Source organism: Streptomyces sp. NPDC046716, from assembly GCF_040645755.1.
Lineage (GTDB): Bacteria > Actinomycetota > Actinomycetes > Streptomycetales > Streptomycetaceae > Streptomyces.
Map to the genome: position 1 here is coordinate 1 of NZ_JBEYYU010000043.1, position 19,582 is coordinate 19,582.

18 protein-coding genes are annotated in these 19,582 nt (G+C 73.1%); 5 read left to right on the forward strand and 13 right to left on the reverse strand.

Annotated features, from left to right (window positions below):
- Positions 1 to 129: 129 nt before the first annotated feature.
- Complete coding sequence (locus tag ABZ930_RS27990) at positions 130 to 1,281, reverse strand: glycerate kinase (RefSeq protein WP_361553352.1); 1,152 nt, start codon at positions 1,279 to 1,281, stop codon at positions 130 to 132.
- A 271-nt stretch (positions 1,282 to 1,552) separates the two neighbouring features.
- Here ABZ930_RS27990 and ABZ930_RS27995 point away from each other — a divergent pair, with 271 nt between their 5' ends.
- From ABZ930_RS27995 to ABZ930_RS28015, 5 genes are all read left to right on the forward strand, one after another.
- Positions 1,553 to 2,629, forward strand: coding sequence for an ADP-ribosylglycohydrolase family protein (locus ABZ930_RS27995; protein WP_361553355.1), 1,077 nt, complete (start codon positions 1,553 to 1,555; stop codon positions 2,627 to 2,629).
- 64 nt (positions 2,630 to 2,693) lie between these two features.
- Positions 2,694 to 3,188 carry an NUDIX hydrolase gene (locus ABZ930_RS28000; protein ID WP_361553358.1) on the forward strand — a complete coding sequence of 165 codons (495 nt, stop codon included), beginning with the start codon at positions 2,694 to 2,696 and terminating at the stop codon, positions 3,186 to 3,188.
- 135 nt (positions 3,189 to 3,323) lie between these two features.
- Entirely contained in the window at positions 3,324 to 4,271 is a 948-nt protein-coding gene (locus ABZ930_RS28005) for a nucleoside hydrolase (protein WP_361553361.1), read from the forward strand.
- The gene (locus ABZ930_RS28010) at positions 4,268 to 5,710 is read left to right on the forward strand and encodes an MFS transporter (protein WP_361553364.1); all 1,443 of its coding nucleotides are present in this window, start codon (positions 4,268 to 4,270) and stop codon (positions 5,708 to 5,710) included. The genes ABZ930_RS28005 and ABZ930_RS28010 overlap by 4 nt, the downstream gene beginning before the upstream one ends.
- A gap of 15 nt (positions 5,711 to 5,725) precedes the next feature.
- Positions 5,726 to 6,475: a Sir2 family NAD-dependent protein deacetylase gene (locus ABZ930_RS28015; RefSeq protein ID WP_361553367.1), complete on the forward strand. Its 750-nt coding sequence runs from the start codon at positions 5,726 to 5,728 to the stop codon at positions 6,473 to 6,475.
- On the opposite strand, the gene ABZ930_RS28020 is transcribed toward ABZ930_RS28015, so the two are convergent.
- From ABZ930_RS28020 to ABZ930_RS28075, 12 genes are all read right to left on the reverse strand, one after another.
- Positions 6,440 to 6,931, reverse strand: a complete 492-nt coding sequence (locus tag ABZ930_RS28020) for an amino acid transporter (protein ID WP_361553370.1) — start codon at positions 6,929 to 6,931, stop codon at positions 6,440 to 6,442. The two genes, ABZ930_RS28015 and ABZ930_RS28020, sit on opposite strands and share 36 nt — an antisense overlap.
- A 13-nt stretch (positions 6,932 to 6,944) precedes the next feature.
- Positions 6,945 to 7,439 carry a methylated-DNA--[protein]-cysteine S-methyltransferase gene (locus ABZ930_RS28025; RefSeq protein WP_361553373.1) on the reverse strand — a complete coding sequence of 165 codons (495 nt, stop codon included), beginning with the start codon at positions 7,437 to 7,439 and terminating at the stop codon, positions 6,945 to 6,947.
- Between the two features lie 12 nt (positions 7,440 to 7,451).
- Positions 7,452 to 8,918, reverse strand: a complete 1,467-nt coding sequence (locus ABZ930_RS28030; RefSeq protein ID WP_361553548.1) for an AlkA N-terminal domain-containing protein — start codon at positions 8,916 to 8,918, stop codon at positions 7,452 to 7,454.
- A gap of 169 nt (positions 8,919 to 9,087) precedes the next feature.
- Positions 9,088 to 9,615, reverse strand: coding sequence for an O-acetyl-ADP-ribose deacetylase (locus ABZ930_RS28035; RefSeq protein ID WP_361553376.1), 528 nt, complete (start codon positions 9,613 to 9,615; stop codon positions 9,088 to 9,090).
- Entirely contained in the window at positions 9,612 to 11,030 is a 1,419-nt protein-coding gene (locus ABZ930_RS28040) for an NAD(P)/FAD-dependent oxidoreductase (RefSeq protein ID WP_361553378.1), read from the reverse strand. The genes ABZ930_RS28035 and ABZ930_RS28040 overlap by 4 nt, the downstream gene beginning before the upstream one ends.
- Before the next feature lie 100 nt (positions 11,031 to 11,130).
- Positions 11,131 to 11,994: an inositol monophosphatase family protein gene (locus ABZ930_RS28045; RefSeq protein ID WP_361553381.1), complete on the reverse strand. Its 864-nt coding sequence runs from the start codon at positions 11,992 to 11,994 to the stop codon at positions 11,131 to 11,133.
- A 105-nt stretch (positions 11,995 to 12,099) separates the two neighbouring features.
- Positions 12,100 to 13,908 carry a gamma-glutamyltransferase gene (locus ABZ930_RS28050; protein WP_361553384.1) on the reverse strand — a complete coding sequence of 603 codons (1,809 nt, stop codon included), beginning with the start codon at positions 13,906 to 13,908 and terminating at the stop codon, positions 12,100 to 12,102.
- A gap of 8 nt (positions 13,909 to 13,916) precedes the next feature.
- Positions 13,917 to 14,948, reverse strand: a complete 1,032-nt coding sequence (locus tag ABZ930_RS28055) for an oligopeptide/dipeptide ABC transporter ATP-binding protein (protein ID WP_361553387.1) — start codon at positions 14,946 to 14,948, stop codon at positions 13,917 to 13,919.
- The gene (locus ABZ930_RS28060; protein ID WP_361553390.1) at positions 14,945 to 15,946 is read right to left on the reverse strand and encodes an ABC transporter ATP-binding protein; all 1,002 of its coding nucleotides are present in this window, start codon (positions 15,944 to 15,946) and stop codon (positions 14,945 to 14,947) included. Before ABZ930_RS28060 ends, ABZ930_RS28055 begins: the two co-directional genes overlap by 4 nt.
- Positions 15,943 to 16,818, reverse strand: coding sequence for an ABC transporter permease (locus ABZ930_RS28065; protein ID WP_361553393.1), 876 nt, complete (start codon positions 16,816 to 16,818; stop codon positions 15,943 to 15,945). The genes ABZ930_RS28060 and ABZ930_RS28065 overlap by 4 nt, the downstream gene beginning before the upstream one ends.
- The gene (locus ABZ930_RS28070; protein ID WP_361553551.1) at positions 16,815 to 17,768 is read right to left on the reverse strand and encodes an ABC transporter permease; all 954 of its coding nucleotides are present in this window, start codon (positions 17,766 to 17,768) and stop codon (positions 16,815 to 16,817) included. Before ABZ930_RS28070 ends, ABZ930_RS28065 begins: the two co-directional genes overlap by 4 nt.
- Positions 17,769 to 17,818: 50 nt before the next feature.
- A complete protein-coding gene (locus tag ABZ930_RS28075) occupies positions 17,819 to 19,387 on the reverse strand; it encodes an ABC transporter substrate-binding protein (RefSeq protein ID WP_361553397.1) in 1,569 nt (522 codons plus the stop codon).
- Positions 19,388 to 19,582: the final 195 nt, after the last annotated feature.

Here is a 19,582-nt window from a genome sequence, read left to right on the forward strand (position 1 = left end):
GGCCGTCCAGCGCCATCGCGATCGAGGCCCGGGGTGCGGGCCCCCTGAAACGAGCTCCGCTCGTCCAGGGGCGCGGGGAACTGCGCGACCAGCCACGACGAGAGCCGCACCCAGCGACGCGTCCCTCTCTCAGTTCAGGAAATCGGCGGCGATGCGCTCGGCCAGGTCCTCCAGGATGGGCCCCGCTTCGGCGATGCACCGGGCCACATCGGGCTCCAGCTCCGTCAAGGCGTAGGCGCGACGGATCCCGGCCCGCCCCAGCGCCTCGGCCGGAAGGGCGAGGCGCCCGCAGACGGCGACGACCTCGATACCGGCGGCCCGCGCCGCGGCGGCGACCCCGGCCGGCGCCTTCCCGTGCAGGGTCTGCTCGTCGAGCGACCCCTCACCGGTGATCACCAGCGTGGCCTTGGCCAGCGCGGGCGCGAAGCCGAGCACGTCCAGCATGACCTCGATGCCGGGCCGGAAGCGTGCCCCGAGCCCGACCAGGGCCCCGTACCCGATCCCTCCGGCGGCCCCGGCCCCCGCCGCCTCGGCGTGCGTGAGCGCGTCGGGGCCCACGGACTCCGACAGCACCTTCGCGTAGTGGCCCAGCGCGGCGTCCAGCTCGGCGACGTCCTCCGGCGAGGCCCCCTTCTGCGGCCCGTACACGGCGGGCGCGCCCTTGGGGCCGGTCAGCGGGTTGTCGACGTCGCTGGCGAGGACGACGTCCACGTCGGCCAGGCGCGGGTCGAGCCCGGAGAGATCGGCGGAGGCCAGCGCGGCGAGCGCACCGCCGCCCGGCCCGACCGGAGCACCGGAGCCGTCGAGGAACCGTGCGCCGAGCGCGGCCAGCATCCCGGCGCCGCCGTCGGTCGTGGCGCTGCCCCCGACACCGAAGACGATCGTGCGCGCGCCCGCGTCGAGCGCGGCCGCGATGACCTCACCGGAGCCGTACGTCGTGGCCGTCAGCGGAGCGAACTCGCCCTCGGGCAGCAGCTGGAGACCGGACGCCTCCGCCATCTCCACCACGGCCGTACCGTCGCGCAGCGCCCACGCGGCGGTCACCGGCTCGCCGAGCGGCCCGGTGACCCGCGCCTCGCGGCGCTCGAACCCGGCCGCGACCGCCGCCGCGACGGTGCCGTCGCCGCCGTCCGCGACCGGCACGGACTCGACGGTCACCTCGGGCGCCACCCGGCGCAGACCGGCCGTCACCCGCTGTGCGACCTGCACGGCGGTGAGCGAGCCCTTGAACTTGTCCGCCGCGATCAACACGTGCCGCGCGGCCTGTGCAGCGTCCGCCACCTTGCTCCCCTTGCTGTTCGGGCCTTGCTCGCGTCAAGGCAGTCGCGCCGCTGCGACCTTAACCGCAGGAGTGGCCCGCTGCCCATGGTCGTCCGGTCGGCGGGACGGCGCGCCCGCCACTTATCTACGCCTATAGAGGTTCATAGTGGGGCGCCATGAGCACGGAAACGATCGATCAAGCGGCCCCGGAGCCGCCCCCGCCGACCGAACGGACGGACTCCCGCCGGCCGGTCCGGGACGGATCGGCCGGCGAAACGGGTACACCGCAGTCATGACACCAACGAGCTCCCGGCTCACCGAACGCGTCCTCGCCGACCGCGTGCTCGGCGGCTGGCTCGGCCGGATCGCGGGCAACATGCTCGGCAAACCGGTCGAGCAGGGCGAGGTGTGGACGCGTGAACGCATCGACCGCTATCTGCGCCAGGCCGAGGCCCTGCCGCTCACCGACTATCTGCCCGAACCTCCGTCGCAGGAGGTGGAGTCGGCGCTGCGCACCGAGTGGCGGGCGTGCGTCCGGGGACGTATCCACGGCAGTTGCCGGGACGACGACGTGGACTACGCGGTGCTCGGTCTGCATCTGCTGGAGACCCACGGCGCCCTCTTCACGACGGAACAGGTGGGCGAGCTGTGGCTGCTGCGGCTGCCCTACCTCCAGACGTTCACGGCGGAGCGCGCGGCCTACCGCAATCTCGCCAACGGGCTGAAGCCGCCGCTGACGGCCACCTACGACAACCCCTGCCAGGAGTGGATCGGCGCGCTGATCCGCGCGGACGTCTTCGGCTGGACCTGCCCGGGCGACCCGCGCCGCGCCGCCTCCCTGGCCCGCCGCGACGCGGTCCTCTCGCACACGGGCAACGGCGTGTACGGGGCGATGTGGGCGGCGGCGCTGGTGGCGGCCGCGTTCACCGCGCAGGACCCGCGGTCCGCCCTCGACGCCGCGCTCGCGGTGATCCCCGCGAGCAGCCGTCTGGCCCGGGTCGTACGCCGGGTGGTCTCGCTCCACGAGTCGCGGCTGACCTGGGAGGAGACCCTGGCCACGGTCGAGGAGGAGACCGCGGGGCTCGGCTGGATCCACACCGTGCCGAACGCCGCGGTGATCACGGCCGGGCTCCTGTACGGCGACGGCGACTTCACGCGCACCGTGGCCCTGACGGTGCGCGGCGGCCTCGACACGGACTCCAACGGGGCGACGGCCGGTTCGGTGGCCGGGGTGCTGTGCGGGGCGGACGCCATCCCGGCGCAGTGGACGGAGCCGCTGGAGGACCGGGTGCGCAGCGCGGTGTTCGGGTTCGACGGCGTACGGATCAGTGAACTGGCGCGGCGGACGGTCGCGTTGGCGGAGTACTGAGGGCGGGCGCCGCCGTCCGTGGCGTCGCGCCGGGTGGGGTGCGGGCGGGTTCTAGAGTGGGCCGATGACAATCCTCGACTACGCCACGTACATCGCCGGACTCCCCCGGGTCCTGGCCGGCGCCGCCGTTCTGTTCCGCGACAGCGAGGAGCGGGTCCTGCTGGTCGAACCGAACTACCGGGACGGCTGGGCGCTGCCCGGCGGCACCGTGGAGTCGGACACCGGGGAGAGCCCGCGGCAGGGCGCGCGGCGCGAGACGCTGGAGGAGATCGGTCTCGACGTGCCGCCGGGACGGCTGCTCGCCGTGGACTGGGTGCCCGGCACCGGGCGCCCGCCGATCGTGGCGTACCTGTACGACGGCGGCGTCCTGGCCGCCGAGCAGATCGAGGCGATCCGGCTCCAGGAGGAGGAGTTGCTGTCCTGGCGGTTCGTGGCGCGCGACGACCTGGACGCGTATCTGCTGGGGTCGCTCGGGCGCCGGGTGCGCTCCGCGCTCGGCGTGCTCGACCGGGGCGCCGGGGCCGTGGAGCTGGAGTGCGGCGAGCCCGTCGCGGGTTGATTTGCCCCTTAGATCCCTGTACCCAATATTTCGGGCCGCGATTCTACGCGCGTTGACAACTCGTATGGCGCGATGTGAGGTGTACGAGGACAGTATTTCCAACCGGAGCAAACCGGAGCAAAGGGGCTCAACACGGTGGCCAGGAAGATCATCCTCGACTGCGACCCGGGGCACGACGACGCGGTCGCGATGCTGCTCGCGCACGGCAATCCCGACATCGACCTGGTCGCGGTGACCACCGTCGTCGGCAACCAGACCCTGGAGAAGGTGACCCGCAACGCGCTGTCGGTCGCGGCGATCGCCGGGATCACCGGGGTGCCGTTCGCCGCCGGGTGCCCGCGGCCCCTGGTCCGCGAGATCGAGACGGCGCCGGAGATCCACGGCGAGACCGGGCTCGACGGGCCCGAGCTGCCCGAGCCCGCCTTCGGCCTCGACCGGCGGCACGCCGTCGACCTCATCATCGACACGGTGATGAGCCACGAACCGGGCGAGATCACCATCGTCCCGACGGCCGGCCTGACGAACATCGCGCTCGCCGCCCGCAAGGAGCCCCGCATCGTCGAGCGGGTCCGCGAGGTCGTGCTGATGGGCGGCGGCTTCCACGAGGGGAACTGGAGCCCGGTCGCGGAGTTCAACATCGTGATCGACCCCGAGGCCGCGCACATCGTCTTCAACGAGAAGTGGCCGCTGACCATGGTCGGCCTCGACCTCACCCACCAGGCCCTCGCGACCCCGGCCGTCGAGGACAGGATCCGGGCGGTCGGCACGAAGCCCGCCGCGTTCGTCCTCGAACTGCTCGACTTCTTCCGCGAGGCCTACCGCGAGAACCAGGGCTTCGAGCACCCGCCGGTGCACGACCCGTGCGCGGTCGCGTACGTCATCGACCCGAGCGTCATGACCGTGCGGAAGGCGCCCGTCGACATCGAGCTGCGCGGCGCGCTCACCCTCGGCATGACCGTCACCGACCTGCGCTCCCCCGCCCCCGCCGACTGCCACACCCAGGTCGCGGTGGAGCTGGACCACGGCCGGTTCTGGGATCTCGTCGTGGACGCCCTCACCCGCATCGGAGAGCCCGCAGCATGAGCGCCGCCGCCTCCCCCCACACCCCGGCCGACGGCTCCCGCGCGGGACGGCCGGTCCGGATCGGCGCGCTCATGGTGGCGCTCCTCGCGGCCAGCTTCGCCTTCCAGCTCAACGCCTCGATGCTCAGCCCCGCCCTCGCCACGATGGCGGACGAGCTGGACACCAGCGCCTCGGCGATCGGCGTCACCCAGACGGCCTTCTTCACGGCCGCGGCTCTGTTCTCGCTGTTCCTGCCGCGCCTGGGCGACCTGGTCGGCCGCCGCAAGGTGCTCACCGGGATGATGGTCCTGATGGCCGTCGGCTGCGTCATCTCGGCGCTCGCCGGATCGGTCGGCATGCTCGCCGTCGGCCGCGTCATCCAGGGCGCCTCGGGCCCGACCATCCCGCTCGCGCTGATCATGCTCCGCGTCGAGGTCCCCGACCCGAAGAAGTACGGCACCCTCATGGGCGTCGTCACGGCCGTCAACGGCGGCATCGCGGGCGTCGACTCCTTCGCGGGCGGTTCACTGGCCGAGCACGCCGGGTACGCGTCGATCTTCTGGGTGATGACCGCCTTCGCGCTCGTCGCGGCCCTGCTCGTCCGCTTCTTCGCCCCCGAGTCGCGCGCCGAGCTGCGCCCGCCCATGGACTGGCCGGGCGTCGCGCTCCTCGTCGTCTCGGTGGGCGCGCTGCTGATCGCGTTCAACGAGGCGGGCAAGCTGGGCAACGCCAACTGGCCGCTCGCCATCGGCCTGCTGGTCCTCGCCGGGCTCGCCTTCTGGGCGTTCTGGCGGATGGAGACCCGCGCGAAGCACCCCCTCGTCACCACGCACCTCCTGCGGCGCCGGGCGACCTGGTCGCTGCTCCTGTCGACGATGCTCACCATGACCGGCGTCTTCGCGATCATGAACGGGCTGCTGCCGGGCTTCGCGCAGGACACCGAGGTCGGCCTCAGCCTCGGCGCCGAGGGCGCCACCTGGTGGACGCTCACGCCGTACGCGCTCGCGGGCCTCGCCATGGGCCCGGTCTCCGGGCGGCTCGCGGCGACGTACGGCTACGGCAGGATCCTGCGCGTCGGCCTGATCGCCACGGCCGTCGCCACCGTCCTCGCCCTGCTGACCCTCCAGACGGACTCCTCGGGGCTGCTGCTCGCCGTCTCGATCCTGCTGGGCGTCACCTACGCGGGCACGGTCAACATCATGCTGAACGGCTTCGGCATCGTGCTCTCCCCGAAGGAGAACCCGGGCTTCCTGCCGGGCCTGAACGCGGGCTGCTTCAACCTGGGCGCGGGCCTCAGCTTCGTCGTCCTGTACGCGGCCATGGACGCGGTCGCCCCGTCGGACGGGACGTCGGTCGGCGGGTACAGCGCGGGCGTGATCGCCGGTCTGATCCTGATCGTGGCGGCCCTGCTCGTCTCGACGCTGATCCCGAAACCGGTGGACGCGGAGGAGACGGCCTGACCTACCCTCGGCGTCATGACCACGTCCAGGCCGCTCGTCGCGATCCTCACCGGCGCCGGGATCAGCACCGACTCCGGGATCCCCGACTACCGGGGACCGAACGGGGTGTGGCGCAAGGATCCCGACGCCGAGAAGCTCGTCACGTACGAGTACTACATGAACGATCCGGAGATCCGGCGCCGCGCCTGGCAGGTGCGGCGCCGCGGCGGCACCCTGACCGCGGAGCCGAACGCCGCCCATCGCGCGATCGCGGACCTGGAGCGCTCCGGCATCCCCGTGCGGGTGCTCACGCAGAACGTCGACGGGCTGCACCAGCGCGCCGGGATGCCCACCCGCAAGGTGCTGGAGCTGCACGGCTCGGCGCGGGAGTTCGTGTGCACGGGATGCGGTGAGCGCGGCCCGATGGAGGCGGCGATCGCGCGCGTCGAGGCGGGCGAGGACGACCCGGGGTGCCTGGTCTGCGGCGCGGTCCTGAAGTCGACGACCGTCATGTTCGGCGAGAACCTGGACCCGGTGGTGCTCGCCGAGGCGGTCGCGGTCACCAAGGCGTGCCAGGTGTTCTTCGCCGTCGGCTCCTCGCTCCAGGTGCATCCCGCGGCGGGCCTCGCGGGTCTCGCGGCCGAGCACGGCGCCCGCCTGGTCGTGGTGAACGCCGAGCCGACCCCGTACGACGACGTGGCCGACGAGGTCGTACGGGAGCCGATCGGGACGGCGCTGCCGCGGCTGCTGTCAGAAGTGCGTGGCGATCCCGAAGACGCGGCGTAGCTGCGCCATGTCGTGCAGATCCCGGTCCCTCGGCTCGTAGCCCTGGTGGAAGGACACCTGCTGCGCGGCCGAGAGGCACGGGACGGGGGTGCCGGCGACGGCGCCCGTCACGAAGGACGCGGCCGGGTAGCGGAAGGGACGGCCGGGTTCGGGGGACGCCTGGACCGCCGAGCCGTCGTCCGCGAAGACCAGCGGGTGCAGATCGATCTCCCGGCCGTCCGGTGCCGTGACGACGAAGCGGACCGGCCGCCAGCTGAGGCTCTCGCGGAATCCGGCCGCGGCGAGCGCCGCGACCACGGCGGGTTCCTGCTCCTGGCCGTGCATCAGGTCGAGGTCGTGGTGGTCCCGGGTCTGCTCGCCGACGAGGGCGTCGATGCCCCACCCGCCGCCGACCCAGACCTCGGCGCCCGCCTCCCGCAGCAGTTCCAGCACGGAGGTCACGTCGTCGGCCGTCATCACACCGCGCAGCCTAGAACAGCGCGGTGCCCCGCTCGAAGTCGAGCAGCCGGCGCTTGCGGTCCAGGCCGCCGCCGTAGCCGGTCAGGTCGCCGTTCGCGCCGATGACGCGGTGGCAGGGGACGATGACGCCGACGGGGTTCTTGCCGTTGGCGAGGCCGACGGCGCGCGAGGCGTTGGGCTTGCCGAGGGCCTCGGCCAGTTCGCCGTAGGTGCGGGTCTCGCCGTACGGGATGCGCTGGAGCTGCGCCCAGACGGACCGCTGGAACGGGGTGCCGTCCAGGGCGAGCGGCAGGTCGAAGGTGGTCGACTCGCCCTGGAAATAGGCGTTCAGCTGGTCGATGACGGCGCCGAAGGGACGCTCGTCGCGGACACCGAAGGTCTCCTCGGCGGGGCGGTGGCGCTGGTCGGTCATGTAGAGGCCGCAGAGGGTGCCGTCGGCGTCCGCGACGAGGGTGAGCGGCCCGTAGGGGCTGTCGATGACGGTGTGCTGCTTCTGGGTGGACATGGCGTACATCCCTTACGCGGGGAGGAAGTTGATCGGGTGGTCGTCGGTGGCCCACAGGTACTGGGTCGCGTACGCGCGCCAGGGGCGCCACGCGGCGGCCCGCGCGGTGAGCGCCGCCGGGGTGTGCGGCAGGCCCAGCTGCTGTGCGGCGCGCCGCATGCCGAGATCGGTGGGCAGGAAGGCATCCGGGTCGCCGAGGGCGCGCATCGCGATGGCCTCGACGGTCCAGGGCCCGAAACCGGGCAGTGCGGCGAGCCGGGCGCGCGCCTCGTCCCAGTCGGACTCGGGGCCCAACGCCAGCTCTCCGTCGGCGAGTTGCGTCACGAGCGTGAGGAGCGTGGTGCGGCGGCTGCGGGGCAGCGCGAGGGATTCCGGATCGAGCGAGGCGAGGGCGGCCGGGGCCGGGAAGAGGTGGGTGAGTCCGCCCTCCGGGTCCTCGACCGGCTCGCCGTGGGCGAGGACGAGACGGGCGGCGTGGGTGCGGGCGGCGGCCGTGGAGACCTGCTGCCCGAGCACCGCCCGCACCGCGAACTCGGCCTCGTCGACGGTGCGCGGCACCCGGCGGCCCGGCGCCTTGTCGACCAGCGGCGCGAGCAGCGGGTCGGTGCGCAGCCGGTCGTCGACGGCGACCGGATCGGCGTCGAGGTCCAGCATGCGGCGGCAGCGGCTGATCGCGACGGTGAGATCGCGCTGGTCGGTGAGGACGAGGCGGCAGCCGATGTGGTCGGGGCCCGGGGTGAGGCTCACGATGCCGTGCCCGTACGGCAGCCGGAGGGTGCGCCGGTAGGCGCCGTCGCGCCACTCCTCGACACCCGGCACGGCGGTCGCGGCGAGGTGGCCGAAGAGGTTGTCGGGGTTGAGGGGCTTGCGGAACGGGAGTCTCAGGGTGAGCGCGCCGGGGGTGCCCGTCCGGCTGTGCGGGGCGCGCGTGCGCAGTTCGCTCGGGGTGAGGGCGTAGACCTCGCGGACGGTGTCGTTGAAGGCGCGGACGGAGGCGAATCCGGCGGCGAACGCGATGTCGGCCATGGGCAGACCGGTCGTCTCGACGAGCAGCCGCGCGGTCTGGGCGCGCTGGGCGCGGGCCAGTGCGAGGGGGCCCGCGCCCAGCTCCGCGAGGAGCTGGCGCTCGATCTGCCGCTCGCTGTACCCGAGCAGCCGGGCGAGCCCCGGCACGCCGTCCCGGTCGACGACGCCGTCGCCGATGAGCCGCATGGCGCGGGCGGTGAGGTCGGCGCGCTGGTTCCACTCCGGGGAGCCCGGGCTGGTGTCGGGCCTGCACCGCTTGCAGGCCCGGAATCCGGCCTGCTGGCAGGCGGCGGCGCTCGGGTAGAACTCCATGTTCCGGGGCTTGGGCGGCACGACCGGGCAGCCGGGCCGGCAGTAGATGCGGGTGGTTCTGACGGCGGTGAAGAACACCCCGTCGAACCGGGTGTCCTTGGCCTGCACGGCGCGTACGCAGCGCTCGAAGTCGGTGTGCATGGCGACGGCCTGAGCCTGTTCGGTGGACATGCCTCAAGCATCGTCGATGGTGAGCGGCGTGGCTGGCGGAAATCCGACATGGACGTCCCTGAGGTGCGGCCGCAGGCCGCGCGCCTCAGGGGCGCGGGGAACTGCGCGCCCAGCCACGGCGAGACCCGCGGCTGCCCGGTCAGCCCAGCAACCCCGCGAACACCTCCCGGGCCCGCTCGTCGAACACCACGAACCGCACTTCCCGCACAGACCCCGGCGGAGCCCCCCGCACCGTCTCCACCGCGATCCGCGCCCCGTCCTCCAGCGGCCAGCGATAGATCCCCGTGGAGATCGCCGGAAACGCCACACTGCTGAGCTGAAGCTGCTCGGCGACCTTGAGCGACTCGCGGTAGCAGGACGCGAGCAGCCCGGACCGGTCCTCGGTCTCCGACCAGCGCGGCCCGACGGTATGGATGACGTACCGCGCCGGAAGGCGTCCCGCGGTGGTGGCGACGGCTCGCCCGGCGGGCAGGCCCTTGCCGTAGTGGGAGGCACGGAGCCTGCGGCACTCGGCGAGGATCTCGGGCCCGCCGCGCCGGTGGATGGCGCCGTCCACTCCCCCGCCGCCGAGCAGCGAGGAGTTCGCGGCGTTGACCACGGCGTCCACGTCCTGCTCGGTGATGTCGCCCCGGACGAGGACGAGGCGGGGCCCCTCGGGCGCGCTCATGACGCCCGCAGCCTGCGCCAGACGGCCTTGGCCGCGTTGTGCCCCGACATGCCGTGCACTCCGGGGCCGGGCGGTGACGCGGACGAGCAGATGAAGACGGCGGGGTGCGGGGTCGTGTACGGGGACAGCGACAGCTTGGGCCGCAGCAGGAGCTGGAGTCCGCTGGCGGCGCCGCTGGCGATGTCGCCGCCCACGTAGTTGGCGTTGCGGAGGGCGAGCTGCGGCGGGCCGGCCGTGGCGCGGGCGAGCACCAGGTCCCTGAACCCCGGTGCGAAACGCTCCAGTTGACGCTCGATGGCGTCGGTCAGGTCCCCGTCCCAGCCGTTGGGCACGTGACCGTACGCCCAGAAGGTGTGCTTGCCCTCGGGGGCGCGCGTCGGGTCGGCGACGGTCGGCTGGACGGTGATCAGGAACGGCGCCTCGGGGGCCCGGTCCTCGCGCGAGGCGGCGCGCAGGGCCTTGGCGATGTCGCGGTGGTGGGGGCCGACCTGGACGGTCCCGGCCGAGCGGGCCTCCTCGGCGGTCCACGGCACCGGGCCGTCGAGCGCGTAGTCGACCTTGAAGACGCTGGAGCCGTAGCGGAAGCGGTCGTAGTAGCGGCCGAGGCCCGCGATCCTGGCGAGGGCGGTGGGCGAGGTGTCGAAGATGTAGGCGCGGGCGGGCGGCAGGTCGTCGAGCCGCTTCACCTCGTAGTCGGTGTGGATCGCGCCGCCGAGGTCCTCGAGATATCCGGCGAGCGCGTCGGAGATCGCCTGGGAGCCGCCCCGGGCGAGTGGCCAGCCGCGCGCGTGGGCGGCGAGCGCGAAGACGAGGCCGATCGCGGAGGTCGCGAAGCCGCCGAGCGGGGCGATCACGTGCGCGACGAGGCCCGCGAAGAGGGCGGCGGCCCGGTCGTCGCGGAAGCGGCGGGTCAGCCATGTCGACGGCTGGAGGCCGACGAGGCCGAACCGGGCGAGGGTGACGGGATCGCGCGGCAGCGCGGTGAGCGGCAGCGACATGAAGTCGCGGACCAGGGCGTCCCAGTGCGGCAGCAGCGGCTCGACGAGACGGCGGTAGGTGCCCGCGTCGCGTGGCCCGAAGGAGGCGGCGGTCTCGGCGACGGAGCGGGACAGCACGGCCGCCGTCCCGTCGGGGAACGGGTGCGCCATGGGCAGCGCGGCGTGCACCCACTCCAGGCCGTACCGCTCCAGCGGCATCGACCGGAACGCCGGGGAGTTGATGCCGAGCGGGTGGGAGGCGGAGCACGGGTCGTGGCGGAAGCCGGGCAGCGTCAGCTCCTCGGTGCGCGCGCCGCCGCCCACGGTGTCCTTGGCCTCGAACAGGGCGACGGAGAAACCGCGCCTGGCCAGTTCGACGGCGGCGGTCAGCCCGTTGGGCCCCGCACCCACCACGACGGCGTCGAGCATCGACGGCACCTTCGGACTCCTTCGTCAGCCGATGGCCACTGCCCGGACAGGATATGCCGGGCCACCGACAACGCCGGGCGCGGGTGGTGTGCGGCGCAGGTCGTGCTGGTCAGGCTCCGCCCGCCAGCAGTCCCTTGATCCGCTGCGCGGTGGCCGCGTCCCGCGCCGCCGTGAACGGCAGCGCGTTCCCCCCGGTGATCCGGAACGGTTCGCCGTCGCGCGTGAGGTGGGTGCCGCCCGCCTCCTCGACGAGGAGCAGTCCTGCCGCGTGGTCCCAGGCCAGCTCCCAGCTGAAGGCGAGGGCGTCGAGGGCGCCGCGGGCGACGGCCAGGTACTCCAGGCCCGCCGAGCCGCAGGGGCGCGGGGCGACGCCGTCCGTGCGCAGTCCGAGCAGGGCCCGCTTCTGCGCGTCGGTGGTGTAGTCGGGGTGCGAGGTGGCGACCCGGAGGTCCTGGCCGGTCTCGGGCGAACCGGCGTGCAGCGTCCGGCCGTTGAGCCGTGCGCCCCGGCCGCGGACGGCGACGGCGAACTCGTCGAGCGCGGGCGCCCAGGTCCAGGAGGCGAGCACGACGCCGTCGAGCACGAGGGCGACGAGGGTGCAGAAGCCGGGGTCGCCGTGGACGAACTGGCGGGTGCCGTCGACCGGGTCGACGATCCAGACGGGGGCCGTGCCGCGTATCTCCTCGTACCGCGCGGGGTCCGCGGCGACGGCCTCCTCGCCGACGACGACGGAGCCGGGGAGCAGGGCCGGCAGTTCTCGCGTGAGGTATTCCTCGGCCCGCTTGTCGGCGACGGTCACGAGGTCGTGCGGGGCGCTCTTCTCCTCGATCTCGTGGGAGGCGAGCTGCCGGAAGCGCGGGGTGATCTCGGTGGTGGCCGCGGCGCGGACGATCCGCTCCACGTCGGTCATGAGCCGGTCGGTGACCTTGCTGGTCAGAAAGTCGTCGATGCTTTCCGTCGTTGTTTCGATCATGCCTCCATGAGAACACGGCCCGCTGACAACGCGTTCCGGGGAGGTGAACGAGGGGTGGACCCACCGTGAAATCGGCGGTTCCACCCCTCGTGGTCCTGGCCCTGGTCAGCGGCCGACGGCGTATCCCTGCATGCCGCGCGGGTTCGCCGCCGCGAGAAGGACGCCGGTGCGCGGGTCGCGGGCGACCGCGCACAGGCGCCCCTCGGACCAGGCGTCGCCGACGGTCACGTCGTGGCCGCGGCGGCGCAGCTCGGCGATGACGTCCTCGGCCGTGCGCGACTCGACGGTCACCGATCCCGGGCGCATGCCGCGCGGGAAGAAGGAGCCGGGGAAGGAGTCGTTGTGCCAGTTCGGGGCGTCGATGGCGCCTTGCAGGTCGAGCCCGCCGCGGACCTCGCCGCGCAGCGCCACGGCCAGGAAGAAGTGCACCTGCCACTGGTCCTGCTGGTCGCCGCCCGGGGTGCCGAACGCCATGACGGGGACGCCGTCCTTCAGGGCGAGGGACGGGGTGAGCGTGGTGCGGGGGCGGCGGCCGGGCGTGAGCGAGTTGGGCAGCCCCTCGTCGAGCCAGGCCATCTGGAGGCGCGTACCGAGCGGGAAGCCGAGTTCGGGCACGACCGGGTTGGACTGGAGCCAGCCGCCGGAGGGGGTGGCGGCGACCATGTTGCCCCAGCGGTCGACGACGTCCAGGTGGCAGGTGTCGCCGCGGGTGGCGCCGTCCTTGGCCACGGTGGGCTCTCCGGCGCCGGCGCCCGCGACGCCCATCGCGTCGAAGCCCTCCTCGCCGGAGGCGACCGCGTGGGCGTGCGCGCTGAGCCGCGGCTCGGCGCCGAGGGGGCTGCCGGGGCGCAGCTCGTGCGAGGCCTTCTCGGGGTCGATCAGGGCGCGGCGGGCGGCGTTGTAGTCGTCCGAGAGCAGCGCGTCCACGGGGACCTGCTCGGCGTCCCCGTACCAGGCCTCGCGGTCGGCCATGGCCAGCTTGCAGCCCTCGATGAGGAGGTGGACGTAGTCGGCCGACCCGTAGGCGGGCAGTTCCGGCGGGAGCAGGGCGAGCTGCTGGAGGAAGGCGGGACCCTGGCTCCAGCCGCCGGCCTTGCACAGGGTCCAGCCGTTCCAGTCGTAGGTGGCCGGGGCCTCGTACGACGCCTCCCAGGAGGCCAGGTCCTCCAGGGTGAGCGTGCCGGTGTGGCGCTCGCCGCTGGTGTCCAGGGTGGGCCGCTGGGACTGGCGCACCAGCGCCTCGGCGATGAAGCCCTCGCGCCAGATGCGGCGGGCCTCCTCGATCTGCGCGACGCGGTCGGAGCCGCCCGCCGCCTCGGCGTCGGCCGTCAGCCGCTTCCAGGTGGCGGCGAGCTGCCGGTTGCGCAGGAGCTCGCCGGGGCGGGGCGCCCTGCCGTCGACGAGGTAGACCTCGGCGGACGAGGGCCACTCGTTCTCGAACAGTTCGCGCACCGTCTCGACGGTCTCGCCGACGCGCTCGACGGGGGCGTGGCCGTCCTCCGCGTACCCGACGGCGTACTTGAGGACGTCGGCGAGGGTCTTGGTGCCGTGGTCCTTCAGGAGCAGCATCCAGGCGTCGAAGGCGCCGGGGACGGCGGCGGCGAGCGGGCCGGTGCCGGGCACCAGGTCGAGTCCGAGCGCCCTGTAGTGGGCGACGGTGGCTCCGGCGGGGGCCACGCCCTGGCCGCACAGCACGCGGACCTCGCCGTCCGCCGGGGCGACGATCATCGGCACCTCGCCGGCCGGGCCGTTCAGGTGGGGCTCGACGACGTGCAGCACGAAGCCCGCGGCGACGGCCGCGTCGTAGGAGTTGCCGCCGTCCTCCAGGACCGCCATCGCGGACTGGGAGGCGAGGTAGTGCGTGGAGGACACCATGCCGAAGGTGCCCTGGAGGGTCGGCCGGGTGGTGAACAAGAAGGCTCCTAGCGGGTGGCGGTGCGGGTGTTCGGGATCGTACGAGAGGCCGCGTCCGGGGCGGTGCCGTCGTCGGCGACCAGGTGGCAGGAGACCTCGCGGGCGCCCGCCGCGCCGTCGAGGGTCCGCAGGGCGGGCACCTCCGTGCGGCAGCGGTCCACGGCGAGCGGGCAGCGGGTGTGGAAGCGGCAGCCCGGCGGCGGCGCGAGCGGGCTGGGCAGTTCGCCGCTGAGGACGATGCGTTCCCGGGTGCGCTGGGTGACCGGGTCGGGGACCGGCGCGGCCGACAGCAGGGCCTGCGTGTAGGGGTGCTTGGGGTCGGCGAACAGCTCGCGCGTGGGCGCCTGCTCGACGATCCGGCCGAGGTACATGACGGCGATCCGGTCGGCCAGGTACTCGACGGCGGCCAGGTCGTGCGTGATGAACAGACAGCCGAAGCCGCGGTCGCGCTGGAGGTCGGCCAGCAGGTTCAGGACGGAGGCCTGGACGGAGACGTCGAGCGCCGAGGTCGGCTCGTCGGCGACGAGCAGGTCGGGGTCGACGGACAGGGCGCGGGCGATGGAGATGCGCTGGCGCTGGCCGCCGGAGAGTTCGTGCGGGTGGCGGTCGGCGTGCTCGGGGCGCAGTCCCACTTGGGCGAGAAGTTCCCGTACGCGCGCGTGGGCGGCCTCTTTGTTCTTGGCGATGCCGTGCAGGCGCAGCGGTTCGGCGACGATCTCGCCGACGGTCATCCGCGGGTCGAGCGAGGAGGACGGGTCCTGGAAGACCAGGTGGAAGTCCTTGCGCAGGGGGCGCAGGGCGCGCCGGGACAGCGTCGTCACGTCGGTGCCGTTGATGCGGACGGTGCCGGCGGTGGGGTCGTCGAGGCGGACGGCGCAGCGGCCCACGGTCGACTTGCCGCTGCCCGACTCGCCGACGAGACCGACGACCTCGCCGCGTCCGACGGTGAGGGTGACGCCGTCGGCGGCGCGCACGGTGCCGCCCGCGCCCGCGAAGTGGCGTTCGAGGCCGGTGAGTTCCAGCACGGGAGCGGTGCTCATGAGGCGGTCTCCTGGAGGGTGTGCGGGTGCCAGCAGGCGGCGCGGTGGGCGGCGTCCGCCCCGGCATCGGCCGCGACGGCCTTGAAGCCGGGACGGCCGCCCGTGCAGAGGTCGTCGGCGCGGGCGCAGCGCGGCGCGAACGTGCAGGCGTCGGGCTGCGCGTCGAGGCTCGGCACCAGGCCGGGGATCTCGGGCAGTCGCTCCTTGGGGGTGCCCGGGCGCAGGACGGCGGAGAGCAGCCCGCGGGTGTACGGGTGCCGGGGCTCCGCGAACAGCTCGTCCACCGGGGCCTGTTCGACGGGACGGCCCGCGTACATGACGAGGACCCGGTCGGCGATGTCGGCGACGACGCCGAGGTCGTGGGTGATGAGGACGATGGCGGTGCCGAGCCGTTCGCGCAGCGACTTCAGGACGTCGAGGATGCCGGCCTGGACGGTGACGTCGAGGGCCGTGGTCGGCTCGTCGGCGATGAGCACCGACGGGTCGCAGGCGACCGCGATGGCGATCATCACGCGCTGGCGCATGCCGCCGGAGAGCTGGTGCGGGTACTCGTCGACGCGCTGGGCCGGTGCCGGGATGCCGACGAGGTCGAGGAGTTCCACGGCCCGCGCGCGGGCCTCCTTCTTGCTCAGCCCCTGGTGGCGGCGGAGCACCTCGCCGATCTGCCGGCCGACGGTGAGCACCGGGTTCAGGGACGTCATCGGCTCCTGGAAGATCATCGCGATGTCCTTGCCGCGGATCCTCCCGTACGCCTTGTCGTCGGCGCCCGCCAGCTCCCGCCCGCCGAGCCGGACGGAGCCGGTGATGTGCGCGGTGGGCGGCAGCAGGCCCATGACGGCCATCGAGGTGACGGACTTGCCGCAGCCGGACTCGCCGACGACGGCGAGGACCTCACCGGCGTGCAGGTCGTAGGAGAGGTGGTCGACGGCGTGGACCGTGCGGGTGTCGGACCTGAAGGAGACCGACAGGTCCCGCACGCTCAGCACTGGCTCGGTCATCGGGTCGCTCCACGGGGGTCGAGGACGTCGCGCAGGCCGTCGCCGAGCAGGTTGAACGCGAGGGTCGCGGCGACCACGGCGAGGCCGGGGAAGACCGCCATCCAGGGCGCGGGCGCGAGGAAGGACTGGGCGGAGGAGAGCATCACGCCGAGCGAGGGCTCGGGCGGCTGCACGCCGAGGCCGAGGAAACTGAGCAGGGCCTCGCCGATGATGGCGGCGGGGATGCCGACGGTGGCCTGCACGGTGAGCGCGGACGTCGCGTTGGGCAGGATGTGCCGGAACAGGACGGTGCCGTCGCCGCCGCCGTTGGCGATCGCGGCGGCCACGTAGTCGACGTGCTTGAGGCGGAGGGTCTCGGCGCGGGTGATGCGGATGACGGCCGGGATCTGGGAGATGCCGATCGCGATCGTCGCGTTGGTCAGGGACGGGCCGAGGACGGCGGCGAGACCGACGGCCAGGACCAGGAAGGGGAACGCGAGCATCGTGTCGGTGACCCGGGACACGACGCTGTCCGCGATCTTCCCGTAGAAGCCGGCGAGCAGGCCGAGGGGGACGCCGACGAGGAAGGCGAGGACGACGGCGAGGACGCCGACCTGCATGGAGGCCCGGGCGCCGTAGACGACGCGGGAGAGCTGGTCGCGCCCGAGGTCGTCGGTGCCGAGCCAGTGCGCCCAGCTCGGCGCGGCGAGCACGTTGTCGAAGTCGGGCCGGGCCGGGTCGTAGGGGGCGACGAGCGGGGCGAGCAGCGCGGCGAGTACGAAGATCAGCGCGATGACGGCGCCGGTCATGGCCAGCTTGTTCCCGCGCAGGGCGCGCAGCTTGGCGTTCCCGGTGGCCCGGGCGCGCAGTCCTGTGAGGGCGAGCGTGGTCACCGGGCACCTCCGAGCCGGATGCGCGGGTCGATGACCGAGTACGCCACGTCGACCAGCAGGTTGATGAAGATGTACGCGAACGAGGTGACGAGGACGACGCCCTGGAGGGTCGCGTAGTCACGGGTGAAGACGGCGTCGATGGTGAGCTTGCCGAAGCCGGGGAGGACGAAGATCTGCTCGGTGACGACGGCGCCGGAGATCAGGTGGCCCAGTTGCAGGCCGAGGACGGTCACGACGGTGACGAGGGAGTTGCGCAGCGCGTGCCCGCCGACGACCTCACGGCGGGAGAGCCCCTTGGCGCGTGCCGTGCGGACGTAGTCGGCGGAGAGCGAGTCGAGCATGGCGGCGCGGGTCTGCCGCATGACGACGGCGGCGAGTCCGGAGCCGAGCACGATCGCGGGCAGCACCATGCGCCGCAGGTTGTCGACGGGGTCGGTGCCGAAGGGGACGTAGCCGGAGGCCGCGAAGACGGGGACGGCGATGGCGAAGGCGAGCACCAGGACGATGCCGAGCCAGAACGTCGGGATGGAGAGGCCCAGCAGGGCCAGGGCGTTGGCGATCCACTCGGCGGGCTTTCCGCGTCGCACGGCGGCGACGACTCCGGCGCCGATGCCGAGGACGACCGCCAGGAGCAGGGCGAGGGCGGCGAGTTCGAGGGTGACGGGCAGCGCCTCGCCGATGGCGCCCGCGACCGGCAGGCCGGTGCGCGAGGAGGTGCCGAGGTCGCCCTGGAGCGCGTGGCCGATGAAACGCCCGTACTGGATCACGATGTTGTCGTCGAGCCCGTACTCGCTGCGGATCGCGGCGAGCGCCTCGGGGCTGCGCTCCTCACCGGCGAGGGCGAGGGCCGGGTCGCCGGGCAGGGCGCGGATGCCGGCGAAAACGACGATCGAGACGAGGAAGAGCGTGATGAGGGACTGCCGGACGCGGGTCAGGACGTACGCGGCCATCGGGTGGCCGGCGAGCAGTCCCGGCTTCCTCAGGGATATCTGAGCGGTCGTCACTTGGCGTACCCCGCTTCCTTCACGCGGATCAGGCCGTCGCCGTAGACGTGGAGGCCGGCGACGTCCTTCCCTGCGACGACGTAGTTCTTCTGGCGGTAGAGGTAGATGAGGGCGTGCGCGTCGTTGACCCGGCGGGCCAACTCGTCGTAGATCCGGTCGCGTTCGCCGGTGTCGGACTCGGTGCGGCCGCGGGCGATGAGCGCGTCGACCTCCGGGTCGCTGTAGCCGTAGGCGTTCATGGCGCCCCGCGTCTGCAGGAAGCTGGCGATGTTGCCGTCGGGGTCGAGCCGTCCGGACCAGCCGCTGTTGAAGGCCTGGTACTGGCCCGCGTCGGTCTCCTCCAGCATCGTGGCGTACTCGGTGGGCCGCAGCGTGACGTCGAAGCCGGCGTCCTTGGCCATGGCCTGGATGACCTGGCCGATGCGGCTCCACTCGGGGGTGGTGGAGGTCTTCAGCTCGATGCGTACGGGTGTCTTCACCCCGGCCTGCTTCAGCAGCTTCCTGGCGGCGGCCACATCGCGTCCCGGGCACTGCGCGGAACGCGCGCCGGGGGCGATCGCGGACTCCGGGGAGACCGGCCCGCAGGCGGGTTCGTACATGCCCTGGAAGACGACCTTGTTGATGAGGTCGCGGTCGATGGCCAGGTCGAAGGCCTCGCGGACGCGGACGTCGTTCGCGAGCGGGCTGTCGATCTTCCCGGGCTTCGCGCCGAGTCCCCCGACGTTGCCGACGTTGATGCCGATGCCCTGGTAGCCGAGCGAGGGCGAGTTGAACAGCTGGAGCTTCTCGTCGGTGAGCGCGCTCTTCACGTCGACGGGACCCATCTGGTCGCCGACCTGGACGTCTCCGGAGCGCAGGTTGGCGAGGCGGACGCTGCCGTCGGGGATCGGCTTGTAGACCACCTTGTCCAGGTGGACGGAGTCGGCGTCGTAGTAGTGCTTGTCCTTGGTCAGGACGATCCGGTCGCCGCCGACGCGCTCGGCGAACGTGAACGGGCCGACGCAGGAGGGGTGGTTGGTGAAGTTCTTGCCGTACTTCTTCAGCGCGGCCGGTGACATCACCATGCCGGCGCGGTCGGCGAGGACGGCGGTCAGCGGTACGTAGGCCTGCTTGAGGGTGAGCTTCACGCTGTACGGGCCGGTGGCCTCCGCCGACTTCAGGGGCGCGAGTTCGGTGGCGCGCGCGGAGCCCGCCAGGTCGCGGTGGCGCAGCAGCGAGGTGACGACGGCGTCCGCGTCCAGGTGGGTGCCGTCGCTGAACGTGGCGTCCTTGCGGACGCCGAAGGTGACGGTGCGGCCGTCGGCCGAGACCTCGGGCCGGGCCGTCGCGAGCTGCGGCACGATCTCGCCGTCGGCGTCGGTGTCGTAGAGCTTCTCGCACATGCCCGCGAAGACGGTGCGGCCCACGAGGGTCTGGGCGAGGGTCGGGTCCAGCTTGTCGGGGTCCGCGTTGAGCGCGACCGTGAGGGTGCCGCCGTCGCGAACGGGGCGGTCGTCGGTCATGCGCTCCCCGCCGACCTCGGTGGCCGAGGACTGCAGGGAGCCGCAGCCCGCCGTCAGGGACATCACCAAGGCAACTGCCGTGCAGGCAACCGCTGTTCGGCGCACGAGGGCATACCTCCGCCAGGGAAGGGAATCCGCAGGGCCCATGACGGATCACGGGAAACCTGTGGGCGATCAAGGAATACCGCAGAACGTATTTCGCATACAGTCCGCAGGACAAGGGGGTTGTCCGGATGCCGGACCGGATTCCGTCCGGAT

Bases quoted from the DNA above. Each gene is read 5' to 3' on its own strand.
- ABZ930_RS27995 (WP_361553355.1), top strand. From the start codon at position 1,553: ATGACACCAACGAGCTCCCGGCTCACCGAACGCGTCCTCGCCGACCGC.
- ABZ930_RS28000 (WP_361553358.1), top strand. From the start codon at position 2,694: ATGACAATCCTCGACTACGCCACGTACATCGCCGGACTCCCCCGGGTC.
- ABZ930_RS28010 (WP_361553364.1), top strand. From the start codon at position 4,268: ATGAGCGCCGCCGCCTCCCCCCACACCCCGGCCGACGGCTCCCGCGCG.
- ABZ930_RS28015 (WP_361553367.1), top strand. From the start codon at position 5,726: ATGACCACGTCCAGGCCGCTCGTCGCGATCCTCACCGGCGCCGGGATC.
- ABZ930_RS28020 (WP_361553370.1), bottom strand. From the start codon at position 6,931: ATGACGGCCGACGACGTGACCTCCGTGCTGGAACTGCTGCGGGAGGCG.
- ABZ930_RS28025 (WP_361553373.1), bottom strand. From the start codon at position 7,439: ATGTCCACCCAGAAGCAGCACACCGTCATCGACAGCCCCTACGGGCCG.
- ABZ930_RS28030 (WP_361553548.1), bottom strand. From the start codon at position 8,918: ATGCACACCGACTTCGAGCGCTGCGTACGCGCCGTGCAGGCCAAGGAC.
- ABZ930_RS28035 (WP_361553376.1), bottom strand. From the start codon at position 9,615: ATGAGCGCGCCCGAGGGGCCCCGCCTCGTCCTCGTCCGGGGCGACATC.
- ABZ930_RS28045 (WP_361553381.1), bottom strand. From the start codon at position 11,994: ATGATCGAAACAACGACGGAAAGCATCGACGACTTTCTGACCAGCAAG.
- ABZ930_RS28055 (WP_361553387.1), bottom strand. From the start codon at position 14,948: ATGAGCACCGCTCCCGTGCTGGAACTCACCGGCCTCGAACGCCACTTC.
- ABZ930_RS28060 (WP_361553390.1), bottom strand. From the start codon at position 15,946: ATGACCGAGCCAGTGCTGAGCGTGCGGGACCTGTCGGTCTCCTTCAGG.
- ABZ930_RS28070 (WP_361553551.1), bottom strand. From the start codon at position 17,768: ATGGCCGCGTACGTCCTGACCCGCGTCCGGCAGTCCCTCATCACGCTC.
- ABZ930_RS28075 (WP_361553397.1), bottom strand. From the start codon at position 19,387: ATGTCCCTGACGGCGGGCTGCGGCTCCCTGCAGTCCTCGGCCACCGAG.